Origin of the sequence: Vibrio tapetis subsp. quintayensis (genome assembly GCF_030409945.1) — a bacterium.
GTDB classification, from domain to species: Bacteria; Pseudomonadota; Gammaproteobacteria; order Enterobacterales; family Vibrionaceae; genus Vibrio; species Vibrio quintayensis.
Genome location: NZ_JAUFQV010000044.1, coordinates 43101 through 60642 on the forward strand (window position 1 = coordinate 43101; position 17542 = coordinate 60642).

General features: G+C 43.9%; 18 protein-coding genes and 2 pseudogenes. 8 read left to right on the forward strand and 12 right to left on the reverse strand.

What is annotated here, in order from left to right:
- The first annotated feature begins 1 nt into the window (after position 1).
- The 4 genes from hsdR to QWZ04_RS22970 are packed head-to-tail and all read left to right on the forward strand — an operon-like array spanning position 2 to position 6793.
- A complete protein-coding gene (gene hsdR / locus QWZ04_RS22955; RefSeq protein WP_290330632.1) occupies positions 2-2311 on the forward strand; it encodes an EcoAI/FtnUII family type I restriction enzme subunit R in 2310 nt (769 codons plus the stop codon).
- 1 nt (position 2312) lies between these two features.
- Entirely contained in the window at positions 2313-4106 is a 1794-nt protein-coding gene (locus QWZ04_RS22960) for an ATP-binding protein (protein WP_290330633.1), read from the forward strand.
- A 3-nt stretch (positions 4107-4109) separates the two neighbouring features.
- Complete coding sequence (locus tag QWZ04_RS22965) at positions 4110-5603, forward strand: class I SAM-dependent DNA methyltransferase (protein WP_290330634.1); 1494 nt, start codon at positions 4110-4112, stop codon at positions 5601-5603.
- A gap of 2 nt (positions 5604-5605) precedes the next feature.
- Positions 5606-6793 carry a restriction endonuclease subunit S gene (locus QWZ04_RS22970; RefSeq protein WP_290330635.1) on the forward strand — a complete coding sequence of 396 codons (1188 nt, stop codon included), beginning with the start codon at positions 5606-5608 and terminating at the stop codon, positions 6791-6793.
- A 507-nt stretch (positions 6794-7300) separates the two neighbouring features.
- Here QWZ04_RS22970 and QWZ04_RS22975 read toward each other — a convergent pair.
- The 6 genes from QWZ04_RS22975 to QWZ04_RS23000 form a co-directional block, all read right to left on the reverse strand.
- Positions 7301-7597, reverse strand: a complete 297-nt coding sequence (locus QWZ04_RS22975; protein ID WP_290330636.1) for a hypothetical protein — start codon at positions 7595-7597, stop codon at positions 7301-7303.
- 11 nt (positions 7598-7608) lie between these two features.
- Positions 7609-7827 (reverse strand): hypothetical protein, encoded by a 219-nt coding sequence (locus QWZ04_RS22980; RefSeq protein ID WP_290330637.1) that lies wholly within the window; start codon positions 7825-7827, stop codon positions 7609-7611.
- Between the two features lie 34 nt (positions 7828-7861).
- Entirely contained in the window at positions 7862-8326 is a 465-nt protein-coding gene (locus tag QWZ04_RS22985) for a hypothetical protein (RefSeq protein WP_290330638.1), read from the reverse strand.
- A gap of 15 nt (positions 8327-8341) precedes the next feature.
- Entirely contained in the window at positions 8342-8812 is a 471-nt protein-coding gene (locus QWZ04_RS22990; protein WP_290330639.1) for a hypothetical protein, read from the reverse strand.
- Between the two features lie 525 nt (positions 8813-9337).
- Complete coding sequence (locus tag QWZ04_RS22995) at positions 9338-9640, reverse strand: DinI-like family protein (protein ID WP_290330640.1); 303 nt, start codon at positions 9638-9640, stop codon at positions 9338-9340.
- A gap of 73 nt (positions 9641-9713) precedes the next feature.
- Positions 9714-9923, reverse strand: coding sequence for a hypothetical protein (locus QWZ04_RS23000; RefSeq protein ID WP_012397048.1), 210 nt, complete (start codon positions 9921-9923; stop codon positions 9714-9716).
- 315 nt (positions 9924-10238) lie between these two features.
- On the opposite strand from QWZ04_RS23000, the gene QWZ04_RS23005 reads away from it, so the two are divergent.
- Together QWZ04_RS23005 and QWZ04_RS23010 are read left to right on the forward strand one after the other, a co-directional pair.
- On the forward strand, positions 10239-10841 hold the full coding sequence (locus QWZ04_RS23005) for a DUF2913 family protein (protein ID WP_290330643.1): 603 nt from the start codon (positions 10239-10241) through the stop codon (positions 10839-10841).
- A gap of 47 nt (positions 10842-10888) precedes the next feature.
- Positions 10889-11128, forward strand: a pseudogene (locus tag QWZ04_RS23010) (Rpn family recombination-promoting nuclease/putative transposase); the annotation flags it as partial.
- Between the two features lie 102 nt (positions 11129-11230).
- On the opposite strand, the gene QWZ04_RS23015 reads toward QWZ04_RS23010, so the two are convergent.
- The 3 genes from QWZ04_RS23015 to QWZ04_RS23025 are packed head-to-tail and all read right to left on the reverse strand — an operon-like array spanning position 11231 to position 14398.
- The gene (locus QWZ04_RS23015) at positions 11231-12232 is read right to left on the reverse strand and encodes a tyrosine-type recombinase/integrase (RefSeq protein ID WP_290330644.1); all 1002 of its coding nucleotides are present in this window, start codon (positions 12230-12232) and stop codon (positions 11231-11233) included.
- A complete protein-coding gene (locus QWZ04_RS23020; RefSeq protein WP_290330645.1) occupies positions 12229-13143 on the reverse strand; it encodes a tyrosine-type recombinase/integrase in 915 nt (304 codons plus the stop codon). The genes QWZ04_RS23015 and QWZ04_RS23020 overlap by 4 nt, the downstream gene beginning before the upstream one ends.
- Before the next feature lie 10 nt (positions 13144-13153).
- Positions 13154-14398: a tyrosine-type recombinase/integrase gene (locus tag QWZ04_RS23025; protein ID WP_290330646.1), complete on the reverse strand. Its 1245-nt coding sequence runs from the start codon at positions 14396-14398 to the stop codon at positions 13154-13156.
- A gap of 161 nt (positions 14399-14559) precedes the next feature.
- On the opposite strand from QWZ04_RS23025, the pseudogene QWZ04_RS23030 reads away from it, so the two are divergent.
- Positions 14560-15255 (forward strand): annotated as a pseudogene (locus tag QWZ04_RS23030) (Rpn family recombination-promoting nuclease/putative transposase); the annotation flags it as partial.
- A 35-nt stretch (positions 15256-15290) separates the two neighbouring features.
- On the opposite strand, the gene QWZ04_RS23035 reads toward QWZ04_RS23030, so the two are convergent.
- From QWZ04_RS23035 to QWZ04_RS23045, 3 genes are all read right to left on the reverse strand, one after another.
- Complete coding sequence (locus tag QWZ04_RS23035) at positions 15291-15527, reverse strand: hypothetical protein (RefSeq protein WP_290330647.1); 237 nt, start codon at positions 15525-15527, stop codon at positions 15291-15293.
- A 215-nt stretch (positions 15528-15742) separates the two neighbouring features.
- Positions 15743-16006 (reverse strand): hypothetical protein, encoded by a 264-nt coding sequence (locus tag QWZ04_RS23040; RefSeq protein WP_290330648.1) that lies wholly within the window; start codon positions 16004-16006, stop codon positions 15743-15745.
- A gap of 47 nt (positions 16007-16053) precedes the next feature.
- Positions 16054-17103: a coiled-coil domain-containing protein gene (locus QWZ04_RS23045; protein ID WP_290330649.1), complete on the reverse strand. Its 1050-nt coding sequence runs from the start codon at positions 17101-17103 to the stop codon at positions 16054-16056.
- Positions 17104-17325: 222 nt separating this feature from the next.
- Here QWZ04_RS23045 and QWZ04_RS23050 point away from each other — a divergent pair.
- The coding region (locus QWZ04_RS23050) for a recombinase family protein (protein WP_290330650.1) at positions 17326-17542 on the forward strand (217 nt) is incomplete at its 3' end.

Below are 17542 nucleotides of genomic sequence, written 5' to 3' on the forward strand. Positions count from 1 at the left end.
TATGTCGTCAGAAGCAGATACTAGAGCAAACTATATAGATCCAGCTTTAAAAGCCGCACATTGGCAAGCTAGTAACATTATTCGCGAGCATTACTTTACCGACGGCCGTAAGCTTGCCGGTGGCGTCCGTGGTCGCCGTTGTTTTGTCGATTATCTGCTCCACAAAGACAATCGCTACCTTGCTGTAGTTGAAGCAAAAAAAGAATCTGAGCACCCAACCAAAGGCCTTCAACAAGCCATAGACTATGCCACGAAGCTACTTGTTCGCTTTGTCTATTCAAGCAACGGCAAACAAACCTATGAGTTCGACTTAGAAACGGGCAAAGGCGACTACATCGAGTTTTACCCAACACCGCAAGAGCTTGAAAATCGCTATGCGGGCGTTAATTCGGATCTAGGAAAGCAACTTCGAAATGTGCCCTTTCATTTAGAAGGCGCAATGCAGCCGCGTTATTACCAAGAATTAGCGGTACATGCGGCGACAGATGCTATCGGTAAAGGTAAACCACGAGTGCTATTAACGCTGGCTACCGGCACAGGTAAAACTTTTATTGCCTTTCAGATCGTCCATAAACTGTTCCAGTCCCGTTGGAATAAAGAATCACCGGGTACACGCAGACCTCGAATTTTGTTTTTAGCTGATCGCAATATTTTGGCTGATCAAGCCATTAACACTTTCAACCCATACGAAAAAGATCTAATTAAAATAAATGGTGAAGAGGTGCGCAAACGTGGAGGTGTAGTGCCAACCAACGCACACATCTTTTTTGCTATCTATCAAGCCATTGCTGAGCGTGAAAACATCGAAGGCTATTACAAAGCTTACCCAAATGATTTTTTTGACCTTGTGATGATTGATGAGTGTCACCGTGGAAGTGCCAATGAAACAGGCTCATGGCGAGCTATACTCGATCATTTTGGCAGTGCGGTGCATGTGGGTCTAACAGCAACACCAAAACGTGAAGCCAACGTGGATACCTATGACTACTTTGGCGCGCCTGCTTTTGAATACTCATTAAAAAATGGCATCAACGATGGATTCTTAACACCATACCGTGTCAAACGGGTTCGCACGAACTTGGATGAGCTAGTACTAACTAAAGATGACCAAGTGATCGAAGGTGAGTCAGGGCAAGATGTCTATCAGGTTGATGATTATGACAAGAAAATTGTTGTCGATGAGCGTACCGAACTGGTCTCAAAAGCCATTTTGGATAATATCAATCCATTAGAAAAAACCATCGTCTTTTGTGAAAACCAAAATCATGCACTCACCATGCGTGACATGATCAATAAGCATAAAAAGGTGAAAGACCCACACTACTGTGTGCGAGTGACCAGTGATGAAGGCAAAATTGGCCGCGAGCTACTGGAAAAATTTCAGGATAACGACAAAGACATTCCCACCATTATTACTTCATCGCAAATGCTAACTACCGGTGTGGATGCCCGAAACGTGCGTAACGTAGTGCTTGATAGAACCGTAGGTTCAATGGTGGAATTTAAACAAATTGTCGGTCGTGGAACCCGTGTTTTTGATGGCAAAGACCACTTCACCATTATCGATTTTCGCGGAGCAGCTAATAAGTTTTATGACAAAGATTGGGATGGCGAACCTGAAGCGCCAGAGCCAGGAGGGACTGGTGAACCGATACCACCACCTTACACGCCTGAACCACCCGGAGGAACAGGTGACCCAGAGCCGGGCGAGCCAAAGCCTCGGTTAAAAGTAAAACTAGGTAAGCATCGTGAACTTAAAGTGATTGATGTTGAAACCCGCTATATCGATGAAAACGGCAAACCGCTCACCGTTCAAGAGTTTGTAGAACGTTTAATCAATCAATTGCCAGGGCTATTCAAATCAGTCGACGAACTGAGAGGGATCTGGTCTGATCCAGACGAGCGAGAGGCTTTACTCATTAAACTCGTGCAATCTGGTTTCGACAAAGAACAACTTGCTACGCTGCGACGTATGTTCGAAGCTGAAGAATGTGACATTTTTGATTTGTTGGCTTTTTTGGCCTTTGAACAGCCAATGGCAACTCGCAAAGCCCGTGCCGACCAAGTACGCACTAATAGCGTCTTCTTTAGTCAGTATCAACAAAAGAAAGCGCAGAAGTTTTTACACTTTGTGCTCAACCGTTATGAACAAACTGGTAGCACGGAGCTTTCGCGCGAGCGCTTGCCAGCACTTATCGAGCTATCGGGTTTAGGGACAGTGAAAGATGCCTCAACAGCATTTGGTGGCAAACCAGCCTATTTACTGGCGGCTTTTAAACAATTACAACAACAACTTTATCATGTGAATTAAAATGGAAATAACATTAACGCCTAATCCGCTGTACGACCAGTCGCAAATCTTAAACATTAATAAGGTGGCAACTTTAATTGGTGAAAATGGCTCTGGTAAATCCAGTATCTTGCAATCAGTATTTGAAGCGCGGTTAAACAAACACGCACATCAACATCTAAATGTGGTGTGTTTTTCTTCTGGGCAAAATGAAAATTACTCTGAAAAGTTTGGCATTTATTTAAAGCGCGAGCGGCAAGCAGGTAGAGGGTTAGGTTTGGAATGCCTGTATTTTGATAAGCCTTGGTCTAAGTTGCTTATCTTTTTGGCAACCGCTACCAAGCGTAGTGGCAAAGTTCGTTCATTTTTGCGTGAGCGAGGCTATATTACTGAGGCTGATGGTGATGACCAATCGACTTGCTTAAAATGTGCATTCAAAATAGACAAAAACTACGTCAATCGAATACAGGATGCTTTAAAGCGAGAAGAAAATGGCGAAGTTGATACGCTGCGAAAAACTCCTTACTTCCGTTCATTAGAGAGTTTCATTAGCACATTTCACTCTAGAGACTATGACTTTGAGCAACCACTGCGTAAACGAACCATTGAAATATCAGCAAGCCGCCTTATCGATGTTTCATTCGATTACCCAAGACAAGCACAAGCAGGAGAAGAAGGGATAGAGGCTGGTGAAGCAGATGCTCAGGCTTCAAATATAGCGTTTGGTCCTGAAGTAAGCTTTTTTACCCAAGCGGCAGACAACGATTACTTCATTGATAAACAAGGCTATAAGCTCTTTCTTAAAGATGGAATAGAGCTTGCTCAGTTGAGCGATGGTGAATACCAACTGCTCTTCTTATACGCATTGATAGACCTTTTTGATGCGCCGAATACTCTATTCCTGTTTGATGAGGCAGATTCGCACCTGCACTACAAAAACGTAGAGAAACTATGGTCGTTATTACACAACATACAAGGCCACGCTATTACCACTACACACCTGTTGGACTCTATTTCTGCAAAAGAAAATCGCATAGAACACCTGAAAGTTGTGGAACACGGCCGAATCAATGAAGAAAATAAGATCAAGCAACTGATCAGCCGACTCAGTGTGCTTTCCCGTGCCAAATCCGTTGAATTTGAGGTGTGTGGTAAGATGCCTAACATCGCCTTATTAGACGACTACAATGACTGGATTATCTTTACCAAACTAGCGTCACGTGCGGGATTAGACGTAAATCGATTAGACTCCGTGCATGCTATTAAAAAGTCATCTAGTTACGCATCGGCAAGCGAGACCTTTGGTAAGGGGAAAATAGATTGGTTACATGGCTTGAGTAAGATTGAATCACCTCTTGTCACCACGCAAATTTTCCTAATTTGCGATAGAGATGAAGCGGCACTTGAATGGAACGCGAATGATGGTGTGCAAGTTAATGGCCAAACTTATCGTGGGTTATTATCGGCAATTCAATGGCCACGTGGCACCAATGTATCGCCATATCTATTAGCTTGGAAGCGCCGTGAAATTAAAAATTACCTGCTTTCACACACAGCGTTGTTGTCCCATGGCATTTTAGATCAAATTAACAACACAGAGCTATTAAGAGCACCGTGTTATTTACAACCAAATAACCCAGGTGACAACGACGATATTCGTCGCTTGAATGCCAAAAATTGCATTGACCCTCTGATCAATACCGAGGGTATAGGGCTCGATATTGACAAACTTCAAGCCTATATCGACCTGATTCTGCCCACAGAAATCAGCGAAGACATCACCAATATGTACAATTTTATTATCGGAAAACTATAAGCCATGTCATTACAACAAAAGATTGACCGAATTACCGACATACTACGCCGCGACGATGGTATTAGCGGCGCTATGCACTACACCGAGCAAACCTCTTGGGTGCTGTTCTTAAAGTTTTTAGATGATTACGAGTCTGAAAAAGAAGATGAAGCAGTACTGTCAGGTAAATACTATCAACCGGTATTAGATGAAGAGCATCGTTGGTCAAATTGGGCATGCCCTAAAAATGCTGAGGGCAAACTGGATATTAACAAGGTCCGTACGGGTGATGACTTAACAAAATATGTTAACGATGAGCTGTTCCCCTACCTAAAGGGAGAAGAGTTCACAGGGGTTAACGTAGATAGAAAATCGTTTAAATACAAGCTTGGTGCTATTTTCCAATATTTAGATAACAAGGTAGCTTCTGGTCATACCCTACGCGAAGTACTGGATATTATCGATACACTGAATTTCCAGTCTAGTGATGAAATGTTCGAACTGTCATTGGTTTACGAAGGGATGCTACAAAACATGGGCGATGCCGGTGGTTATGCAGGTGAATTCTACACTCCGCGACCAGTAGTTCGTACCATGGTGAAAGTGTTAGACCCTCAACCATTAGATAAAGTCTATGATGCAGCGGCAGGCTCTTGTGGTTTCTTAGTCGATGCATTTGAGTATAACCTACCAAAAAATCGTAAAAAACGTGGAGTTAGAGAGATCACAAGCGAAGAATATGACTTCCAGCGTTTCGATGCGTATTGGGGCTTTGAAAAAACGTCACTAGCCTATGTTATGGGCATGATGAACATGATTCTGCATGGCATCGAATCACCTAATCTGTTCCGTGGCAATACCCTGACTCAAAACATTCGCGATATTCAGGAACAAGATCGTTACGACATTATTCTGGCTAATCCGCCTTTTGGTGGTAAAGAAAAAGACCAGATCCAACAAAATTTCCCAATTAAAGCGAATGCAACTGAATTGCTGTTTTTACAACACTTTATGAAAACACTAAAAAGTGGTGGTAAAGCGGCAGTCGTGGTGCCCGAAGGTGTACTATTCCAAACTAATAGTGCCTTTAAACAGGTAAAACAGGAACTGCTGGAAAACTTTAACCTACATACCATTTTAAGCCTTCCAGCCGGTGTGTTTTTACCGTACTCAGGCGTTAAGACCAACGTATTATTTTTTGAACGTAGCGGTGGCACTAGTGATGTGTGGTACTACGAATGCGAGCCTGAGAAAAAGCTCACCAAAAACAAACCGATCACCGATAACCACTTAAAAGAGTTTGTTAATCTGTATAACAGCCGCGAAACTACTGACCGCTCATGGACCGTACCAGCCAGTAAATTGGCTGAATATTATGATCTATCCGCCAAAAACCCAGCCAAGCAGAAAGATGCTGAGCATCTAGCGCCAAACGATATCCTTAAGCAGATCCGCACCAAAGAAAAACTGGTATCAGGGCTGTTGGATGAAATTGAAGATCTGTTGGCGGAGAAATAAGCATGGAACAGGTTTTATATTTATTGCCGGATGGGTGGGAGTGGCAAGAGTTAGCAGATGTTGTTGTTAAAACGGAAAACTTGAACCCGTTAAAACACGCAGATCAGCTGTGGACGTACATTGATATATCATCAGTAGATCGTGATCGATTTGCAGTTACAGATCCAAAGGAAATTCTAGGGAAAGATGCTCCATCACGAGCGAAAAAGCATGTACAGCTAAACGACGTGATATTTGCAACGACACGACCAAACCTAAAAAACATAGCGTTGGTTCGGGATGAATATAGCTCACCAGTGGCATCGACAGGTTTCTGTGTTCTCAGAGCTAACAAAAAGGTTTTACCTGCCTATTTGTTTTATTTTGTCACAACAGATTTTGTTCAAACCCAAATTGAGCCCTATGTTGGTGGCGCTTCATATCCCGCGATTACTGATGGAAATCTTAAGAAGGCTCCAATCCCGATACCTAGCATCGAAGAACAAAAATGTATCGTCGAAAAACTCGATGCACTGCTCACCTGCATCGACACCGCCATCGAGCATTTACAAAGCAAACTCGATCTATCTAAGCTACTGTTCGACAGCGTATTAGATGAATTTTTTAAACTGTCGGATTGTGATTCTGTGCCACTAACAGAGGTGGTTGATTTTATCGGTGGCTCTCAGCCTCCAAAATCACAATTTTCTGATGTTCAGAAAGAAGGCTATATTCGATTAATTCAGATTCGTGATTATAAGACTGGTAACCATATTGTTTATGTCGATAGCGCATCAACGAAGAAATTCTGTACGAAAGATGATGTGATGATTGGACGCTATGGACCACCAGTATTTCAGATATTGAGAGGGCTTGATGGCGCTTATAACGTTGCTTTGATGAAAGCCGTACCTAATGAGGATGTGCTGACGAAGGATTATCTATTTTGGTTCCTTCAGTCTCCGTCAATACAGAACTATGTTATTGGCATTTCTCAAAGAGCTGCTGGTCAGTCAGGGGTAAATAAAAAAGCGTTAGAAAAATACCTAATCCCAGTTCCAAGCAAAGCTATTCAGAATGATATTGTTGAAAAAGTGGGGCAGTTAGTAAATAAAAGCCGCAATTTAGAAGCTAAAGTGTCAGCAGAAATTACGTCTCTGAACCAACTAAAAGCATCAATTCTCGATTCCGCCTTTAAAGGCGAGCTCTAAGTAGGGAGTATGGTATTCGATACCACAGTTTTGAACAAAAAGAGTTTAGAGTAGCAATCAACAAACTTGCAGAATTACTCTCACACTCAAAAACGGTTCTGTTAGGCGAGTTTTTGTGCTGAACTTCCATTAACCAACCAGCTAACAGAAAGAGCGCTAGAAAGAGAAAAGCTCTCCGCTGATTCAAAGCCGGTGTTGACTGCCATACAAACTTCTTTTGCATGTGCAAATCAGAGCGGCCACAGACCACTTTTTTGCTGTGGCTTTTCTAGAGATCGCAGGCTCTTTGACATCTCGAATTAATGATGATTTTCAGGTTCTCAAGCTCGCATCTTTAAGTTGTGCGCTGTTTATTTATTTGCTTTAAGTGATTATTAACTCAAACCAATGGCATTGCGTAGACCTTTAGTAGATTTTTTACTCTAACCAATAAATGTCCAAAAATTAGTTAGAAATTGATCATTCTTTAATTTTTGTCATGTTCTTGCTCCTCTCGGCGGTGACACGTCATAACTGACCGATCCAAGCGAGTTTGACGTCCTTGATGGTTCGATATGAATGGCTGCACAGCCAATCGCCCCACATGGAATAGGTCTCCACAAAATAGAGCGGTTTGTTATCAACGCAGGACACGTTTAAGCGCAAATAGATGTGCGTTTGGTATTCGCTTGACCAATTAATCACATTACAAGACTGGCCGTTGTTATAGACATCAAACCGACGTTTAGGGGTGATCACTGCTTGTTTTTTAAAGTCACGAGCCGTGAGCTCGGAAAGTGCCGCAAAATGAGTAGGCGTTTTCATCGCATGCTTCCTTATTCTTCAATCCAATGGATGAGGGTATACACACTGTTCAATCCTTTTTGACACAAGATTTCTTGCACGTTATTACGCGCGATACCTTGGCCCCAATAAGGAAGATGAAGCCCAGTGCGCTCAATATGAATCACGATGGGTTGGCGAGCACCACCATGACGTGCTTTTGCTAAGACCAACGCACCGGTCACAAAAATAGAGGGGATGGACTGTTCCATTTTTTCTCCATGACAATCAGATTAAGAGTTAGGGTTAAGATGCCAGGCGGATATCAAAGTTGAAGCCGCTACAGTGGTAGTGCTCACCCTGCTTTTGAAAACGCAAACCAGGGAAGACGGCCCCATAAGAGGCATACACAATGACTTCTTCACGGCTTTCTCGTAAACGCCACTCACCAAGTCCGATACGGCTATCGAGATCCAGCAAAAGCTCATAGAAGTCATGATGCTGAAACGTTTTCTGTCCGATGCCAGGGAACTGAGTGTTGATGGCCTCCCGGACTCTTTGTTCTTTTAATTGAGCGATATCATCCAATTGCTCAGAACTCTGACCACGACTGAACATTTTCAGGTGTTGCACGCGCTGCACAATCGCGTGACGCTGTGGTGATAGGGTTGGCGCCGATGGCGCCCCTATTCCCTTAATCGACTGACGCAACGCCTTCACTTGGCAGCGAAGCGCCACTGGCTCTATCGTACGGCTTGATTGTTGTTTCATGTGAGCGCCCTCTGGTTAACATTCCGACGTGCCAATCCAGCGACCGTCGCTATCAAAGGCATCCCATGGTTCGATCGTCGTGTCGTTCTCTTCCCATTGCTCGGCCAGCCCTTCCCAACATGGCTTGATAGACACCGGCTCTTGATCCGTCAATTGGTTGAGGTAACACTTAACCAGGGCCTCTTTAGGGAGCGCACAAAAGAATTTCGTGGGATGAACATGATCCGTTTGCGCCACAAACTGCATGGCTACCTGCTCGCTCATGTTCCACACGTACTTTTCTAGATACTCAAAAGAGGCCTCATCATTTAAACCTTCACGCTGCGCTAAGATCTGTTTTGAATCGGAGTCAATCAGTTGAATGAAGCCCCTTTCGCCCTCGGACAAAGAGACATCATGTTTTGGTGAGCTTTCGTGCTCCAGCGGCGAGACGCTGGTCGCTGTTTGGCATGTAGAGAGAGTTAGGGTTGAGTTTTGTTGCGCCATGGGGAGTTTCCTTTTTGTTTGAGTATCACCTTTCGGAGCCGCTTAGCTGTCCATCGAGCTTTCATGGTTCTCAATAACAAGGGCGCGAAGCGTTCATATACCCTTGTTATTGGGGTTCTGAAAGATCATGGTTAACAGCTTGCGAGTCCGTAAGGTGATGCGAGTAGAAAGGAAAATCGGCGCATAAAAAACTCGGCCCTTACTCTGTCTTAATGACAGGCAGTGAAAGGCAACGAGGAAGAATGACGAGGCGTAGCGAACGCAGTGAGCGGAGGCGTTGGGTGATTGTTCGCAGGAACGCAATGGCACATCGAGCTTTGCTCGATATTCGTGTCATGCGTTATCGCGGGAGGAGCGAAGCGACGGAATGAACGGAGCGAAGCGAGAACGCCCAAGAAAAGGTCAGGATTTTCGAAAAGATCTATCAAAAAACAGCGCATTGATGCTTGATAATTCTCAGCCCCTCCTTAGACAAACAGACCTAAACCTAGACCTAGACCAGTATGAGATGAATAGTAGACAACATTAAGATTCAGAAAAAAGCCACTCATCAGCTTCATTAAACGCTTGCTCAACAATGTTATTTGCGAGAGTTTTTTTATCTTTATGTGCATAAATATCGAGTCGATTACTCGTGCCAGCACGTACACGGACTTTTGCATCAGGAAAGATCCCATGCAGCCTTTTCTCTAACTCAACCGTGATCAAAGAGAGCTCGTTTTTAGGTAACTTATCCTTTTGAACCATCATTTCAACTCGCATAATTAACGCCTCCAGAGCCACACGTGATACTGTATGAAAATACAGTATCATACCGCGTATTTTCATGTAAAGCGCTTTAATATTTGCCTATTAATCTCAAAAAACCTGCCCGTTCCTTTTGAACTGTCTGGAGAGCGGATCAGTCGCTCTCCAAAAGCTCGACCAGTTTAATGTATTCATTTATGGTCAGCGGCTCCGGTGACTGTAGAACGGTTTTTCTGATCAGCTCTTTAGTCATATCAAGAGAGCCATTAAGATATTGCTGAGTAACAAAGAGAAGTCGCTTGAAAATCACCGTTGTTGGCAGGAACGCAATGGCACATCGAGCTTTGCTCGATATCGGTGGCATGCGTTATCGCGGGAGGCGCGAAGCGACGGAATGAACGGAGCGAAGCGAGAACGCTAAGAAAAGGCAAGGCTTTGCGAAAAGAACAAAAAAACACCTCACTGATGCTTGAGTATTCTCTGCCCCAAAGCCAAAGCCAAAGCCAAAGCCAGCATGCACCGAGTTCAATTTTTATCCGTAAACGAACCAAAAATAAGGATTTGAATCGCCATAGGCACTAGAATAGTGCCGGTTCGTGTAAACGAACCCTTCTTTTCGCTTTCCCCTGGGGATCCGCAGCGCCAAGAGCGCCATAGATAGAGAGTCAGACCAGCAAGCATGCAAATAAAACGCGATTTTAATTACTATCATCATTTACACGACACGGTGACGCACGCGTTACTTCACTTGTTCTTTCAGATATCAACGACGACCCGTTATGTTCCGGTGAATCGCCGTAATGAGATACTGATTAAATATCTCAAGCCTAAATTAAGCGACACATCGTTATCAAGCATTAAGAAAGACATTAAGCTCATGGTAAACTCAGCCAGAAAGAGCGGAGGGAACTTAGAAATGAAACTGCATGAGTTAAACGCCCTGGCGAAACAATCTAAGCTTAAAGGAGCGGAGAAGCTTTATCACTTGTTGGTCTGCCTTTATGATGAAGAAGGCCTCGAGTCTCGACTGTTTGAAAAAGGGATGCAAACCAAGCCCGGCATACTGTATTTACTTGAAGAGCAATTAGAGCAGGGCTTTGATGCTGAGCACCGGCAAGTGAGCCCCATTTCAATGCTCATCGAGTTAGAGCGCGCGCCTGAGCTGATTGAGTGCATCAACCGACACGGTTTATTTGTGGCGGAGATGAAAGAATGGAATGAGAAGACACACCAAGCGCACCTTTTGGTTCATCCCTTAGACATCAACCTGGTTGAAGGCTAACGGGAAGTGCGATGAACGTATCACATTAACAATGAGATAACGCAACGATGGCAACGAACAACCCTCACGACGGTTTATTTAAATCCTTTTTAACGCTGCCTGAGGTGGCAAAGGATTTTCTAGAAATCCACTTACCGCCCGACATTCAGGCATTGTGCGATCTTTCCACGCTGCAACTGAAATCGACGTCGTTTTTGGAAGAAGATTTACGGCCTTACTACTCCGATGTGCTTTATTCATTGGAAACACGTTATGGTACAGGGTATGTCTACACGGTGATTGAGCACTTATGCGGTGCGCCGCATAAGTGCTCTTATGCAAAGCGATTGTTTATGCAAAGTATGTAGGTTGAACCCTAGTCATAGAGCTCAACCTGTTGTGTTATTACTTTACATAATATGATCTCCTCGAAGCATAGCAATAAGACGATCTGATGGCTTGAACTTACCAGGCCTCAGTGCAGTCGGAACAGTCTCCGCGATGCTTTGTAGCTTTTCCATCGGGTCCATCTGAAGGTAACATTCAGTGGTAACTGTACTCTCATGCCCCAACCACAATGCCACTTGCCGTAGATCTCCTGTTGCTTTCAGAACTGATAATGCACATGTATGACGCAGAACATGAGGAGATAGTTTTTTTTCAGCCAAAGAAACGCATTGTTTTACCGCTTTCTTTCGACATCGCTCAAGCACGTATTCAAATCCAGCTCTTGTCATTTGGTTCCCCTGAGCATTTAAAAACAACTCCGGCACAGTTGCATTGCCTCGTACAGATAACCACGCACGAATTGACTGAGCAACGTTTTTCCATAGTCGAAGCTCGCGCTGCTTTCGCCCCTTCCCATGCACAAGTAAATCAACTGAAGAATTATCAAAACGTAGGTCTTTCATCTGAATCCCTACCAATTCAGACACTCGAAGACCACCGGCCAGAGCGAGATGTAACATAGCTCTATCCCGAATACCAATTCGAGTCGTTGGGTCCGGAGCATCTAATAATGCCTGTTCCTCATCTCGTTTTAAATGACGCACTAAATTGCGATCCGTTCTCTGCATTGGTATCGCAAGGATACGGTTGATTTGATCTAAAGCTGTGGGTACTCGATATTGAAGAAAACGCATAAATGATTTTATGGCTGCTAACCGTGAATTACGTGTACGAGGCGAATTTAGTCTATCCAATTGAAGGTGCGTCAGAAAGCCCAGAATTAGCCGTTCATTCAGTTGCTCTATAGTCAAAGCCGAAGGCGCGGTTTTAAGTTGTTTACTGGCAAAATTCAACAATAACTGGAATGCATAAGCGTAGGTTTCGCATGTGTTCGGACTGGCTTGCCGGTGATTTTTTAAACGTTCAAGTAAGAAGTTGGTCAGATGCGGAGCTAGTGGTGTCATGATATTCCCTCCTCTTCAAGTGCAGCACAAGCATTTGCAATCCGATCCATAATAATTGGTGTACTGTGCATGTAGTAATAACTGGCCGCCACACTTGAATGTCCAAGATAAGTCATGACTGCCCGTACGTGTTGATCCACCTGCTCAGGGTTAGTTGGCGTGGATTCGAGAGCTCGGACAGCCCATGTATGCCTTAGGTCGTGAAGACGGGGAGAATGACCATAGCGAACTTTCTCGAGGCCAATGTCTACCATCACTTGACGAAAAGCATGTCGTGCGGAAGACTTTTCGAGAGGTTGTCCATTCATTCCAACAAAAATCTCGGTGCTCGAAACGCCTATTTGTCTCTGTAACTTCAGGTATTGGTTAAGTTTACTCGCCGTAGATGTGTGAATTGGGACTATTCGGTTTTTTTTAAATTTGGTTTCACGAATTAATAAGCCATCTGTTGTAATGTCATCCTTACATAATCGGACAGCCTCTCCTATTCGTAACCCTGTTGATGCCAGCAACCCAAACAAGGTGTAGAAAGTGATGGGGCGTAATGATGCACATGGCTCCAGTTTAAGCGCCGCTGCTAGAATTTTCGGTATTTCGTCGGGAGAAAAAATGTATGCAATTGGACGTTTATGGCGACCAGAAGAAAAAACACATGTCGGTGGTAGTTCATGTTCGAGCTCTTCTGCTCGGCAGTGTCGAGCGAAGGCAACGATTGTTCTCAACCGACACTCTCTATTGTCAGCGGATGTTCCTTGTGCAGCCCATTCGATGACAGTGTCTGTGCAAATGTGTGAATCACCTCGTTTACACGCAAATCGAACAAATGATTGGACATATATTTCTTGTTGGGCGTACTTAAACCCACCAAGTCTTCGTAGCTGAATATAGTGTTTAGCATGTAGATTTAACATGATAATTCTCCTATTTCTCAGGCCAGGGCTGAATCACCGTTTGCAGAAGTTTGAAGTCGATCTTGGCGTATTTTGCGGTAGTTTGTAGGTTGCGATGCCGAAGGATGACTCCAATACCTTCCAGTGGAATATTTTGTGCAAGCAAACGTCTAGCAAGAGAGTGCCTAAAAAGATGTGTCGTGACCCCAGAAGGAGGTTCTACGCCCGCATTTTTAAGCGTAAGACGAACAATTCTTTGTATAGTCCCCATACACTTAAATGGTTGGAAAGGCGCTCGGGAACGTAAAAATATCGGGTTATGGTTTGAGGGGGGTCTCTCTTGCTCCAGATACAAGAGTAATGCATCTCCCGCTCTTTGAGGTAACGGTAGCCAGTCTTCATGACGTCCTTTTCCTGTTACACGGATCCGCCCCTGGGTCCAGTCGATGTCTGACAAACAAAGATTCAAAATGTCACGAGCTCTTAATCCGAGTTCAGCCAAAAGCAAGATAATAGCTCTGTCGCGAAGTTCGCTGCGGTACATAGTACTAGAGGCAGCAACTACCTTATCCATTGATTCGGGAGTTAAGTGGCGTGGAATTTCGCTGAGAGACCAGTGGGCTGTTTTGGGCACAGCATCAATCAACTCAGGTTGACATAGCCCTTCAGCAACTAAAAAACGTAAAAATGCCCTTAGGTTTGAACCAACAGCTTTAATATAGGAGGGTTTGTACTGCTCGAAATGAGATAATACGAATTGTCGAATATCTTGGACTTTCCAGCTTTTAGGATCGTCCCCTAAAGAATCAAGTATATTGGCAGCATGAGAGCGCTGTCCAATTCCTGTTTGTCGTGAGATACCCCGATTCAGTTGTGTCCATAAAAAGAATTTATCAAGTAGAAGTTCTCGGGAACTGGGTTTGTTGTGTATTGCTTGGAATAATGGCACAGCCTCTATTTTTGATAAATACATCAAAAAACTCTTAGCTCCATCAGTAGTATGACAATGCTCCCCCGGTCTGGAGCCAGGGCAACGACAGGACGATAAATGATCTATGAATTTTTTAAGGACACTGTCGTCAATATTATTAATTTCAACATGATGAGTATCGAGCCAGTATCCGAAATGCGCTGCGGATCTGATTCGGTGTTGCATAGTTGATGGACTGAATTTCTCTGCGTGAAGGAATGTTGTATAAGACTGGACAAATGATCCCAATGAACTGGCGGTAAGCCTTTTTAGAACGTCAGGATTTGGAAAAACTTCATTCAACATGGTGTTCTCCTTTATTACTTCGCAATGAAGGTCTTCACCAGTCTGCTCTTATGTTTGGTGTTTTTTTATGCGGTGTGTTCAAAAAAGGAAAACTCGATCCTTAATATTACGTGGGCTGCATACTTTGCATAAACAATCTCTTTGCATAAGAGCACCAAAGTAGCGCAGACGCCCGCATCAGCTTCCGGTTGATGCGTTATGCAATAGCAGCCATGCAGCAGCATTTAGATGAAGGAAACGAGCGCCTCCCTTTGGTCGTGCCATTATTATTTTACCACGGCAGCCAGAGTCCTCACCCTCATAGCATGAACTGGCTGGATATGTTTGCGGAGCCTGCGGTAGCAAAGGCACTCTACAGCACACCTTTTCCACTGATTGATGTCACGGTGATCCCCGATGAAGAAATCATGGGACATCGAAGCGTCGCGGCGCTAGAATTGGTACAAAAGCACGCTCGCACGCGAGATATGCTAGAATTTGTCACACAACTGGGCGTGTTGTTCATGAGAGCCGAGTTAAATGATGGCCAAGTCGAAAGACTGGTAAGATACATACTGCAAGTTGGGGAGACAAAGAATGCCCCTGTCTTGTTAGAAGGGTTAGCGCAGAGCGCGCCAGAACATGGAGAGACTATCATGACCATAGCCGATCAGCTTCGCCAAGAAGGTCGCCAAGAAGGCGAACAAAACGGGTTACTACGAGGCCGTCAAGAAGGCCGCCAAGAAGGCCGCCAAGAAGGACAGCAAGAAGAGCGTAAAGCCATTGCTCGGAAGATGCTGCTTTCGGGTCAATCCGTTGAATTTATCAGTGAATTGACGGGATTAGAGCGAAGTGTTGTTATCAAATTAAGTAACTAGAAACAACGTGAAAACGATCCTATATTGGGATCGTTTTATTCCTCATGAGAAACCGGTGTAGGATCTAATTCTTCGGCCAGCCCCCGCAAAAAACCCGCCCACGCTTTACGCTTATGGATCGAAAGATTTTCGTCTTTAAGCATGGCCTCAAGGAAAAAGGTTTGCTCGGGGATATCAGGTGACAAATATAACACCAGCTTCCCTACTTTCTTACTCTCTAACTCAGGGGTTAACGGCCATGACAATAATTTAGTATCAATAAAATTTCGCAAAATAAAAGAGGACTTTACACTTAATTCATCGTATCTCTGATTCTAACAAAAGATCTTAAAATAGGATCGCTATTTCTTCTGTGTATACAGAAAACCACGAGGTAACGGTTGCCATAATATCAACGACCCAATCTTTATGCTTGTTATTGATTTAATGGACGTTTGTTTCGCCCCAAAAGACCCGCCGCCCGCTTGGAGCCCTCATCCAAGAAAGCCTAGGGCTCCCTCTCCAGAAATTCGACCAGTTTAATGTATTCAGTTATGGTCAGCGGCTCCGGTGACTGTAAAACGGTTTTTCTGATCAGCTCTTTAGTCATATCAAGGGAGCCATTAAGATATTGCTGAGTGACAAAGAGAAGTTTAGAAAAAGACGGATGATTAATCACTAAAGGCTTCTTACCTTTGACTCGAACTTCAAAGCGTTCGATGACGTAATCGCCTTCACCGTCCTCAATACAGACCCATTCATCGGATTTCATTCGTTACCTCACAATGAAACATTCGCGCTTTAACCGTGCACACCCCATTAAGCGTCCTTCTTCGATAAGACCGCCATGAACTTATCATTGAGCAAGGCATAGCTATCGTTCGCCTTAACGAGATCGCTCTGAGCTCTATTTCTTTGCTCTTTATGATCGAGTATCTCCACTTCAAGTTTGGACACCACGCCATTCGCGGATTGTGCACTTTGTTGTGCGGCATTTAGGTGAATTTCAAGCTCTCTATTGGTGAGAGTAAGGGTCTCCATGGCCATTTTCAGCGCCTCTTTATCTTCAAGCTCGGCGCGTAACTGGCCGATGATTTCTGATTTTGATGAAGATTGTGACGTCATGTCAGTAAGATGATTCGATAACTTGTCAATATCAGCGCGGAGCTGCTCTTGAATGGACGAATGAGACTGTTTTAATTCGTCTATATTGCCATTATGCACATGACTCAGCTCTGCGATACGTTGAGTGTGCTCAGATTTTAATTCTACGAGGGCGTGTTGATGCTGCTCTTTCAGTTGTTCAACCATCAGTTGATAGCTGGCCACCTGTTCAGTTAATTTTCCCTCTAGTTCAGCGTAAGCGTGCTCCGCTGCTTTTAAATCCTCTTCCTTTTCCCGTTGAACTCGTGACACGGTCGCCTCAAGGTGGGTGACTTCTTGCGTTTTCGTGGCCAGTTCACGCTCCAATTGAACGTTTTTGTCGGTGGCCTCAAGCAAATTTAAGTCAAGCGTTTCATTCATTTGTAGAAGCTGCGCGGCGTTCTCTTGCGCCTCTTCAAGCTCCACTCGATTGACATCCATTTCATCATCACGAAGCGCGTTAAGAGAAAGCATACGGGCGTTAATTTCTTGGTGTAACGCTTTGACCAGCACATCACTCATTGATGTTTTTTTTAGCTCATCAGCTTCAATCTTGTATTGCTCTTCACGCCAGTCTTTTACATAAGGCGTCACCGCGGTATGAGAAAAATCGGTCTCTTTGGCCACAAGTCGGCCGGTGATTTTTTTCAGCTCAACACCGCCGGTTTGGTACAAAGTTTCACACACCTTAACGACTTGTTTTTTGATATCGAATGTCGTTGTCATTTTTACACCTCAACTAAAATTACACATTAACATAATTGTAATCCACTTTACGTAAAGTGTAAACGTAAAGTCGCAACTTTAAAGATTTCACTGGATTTTTTAGGGTATACTTAATGCGAACTAATGTTTAACAACCAAATATTAGTTCGCATATTGTTGATTTTTAACCCTACGCGAACTAACATTGTAAACCACACTCAAAACAGACCAAGACTTAACATCATGTTCATAAGAGCCTACCTTAGAGCGTCAACTGGTGAGCAAGATGCTAATCGTGCAAAAGCTGAACTTATCCAATTTGCAGACCAAAAAGGTGTACGAATAGCAAGTTTCTACATTGAGAACCAATCAGGTTCAAAATTAGAAAGAGCCGAGTTATCGCGCTTAATTGAGGATTCACATAAAGGAGATATATTGCTCATCGAAAAGGTGGACAGGT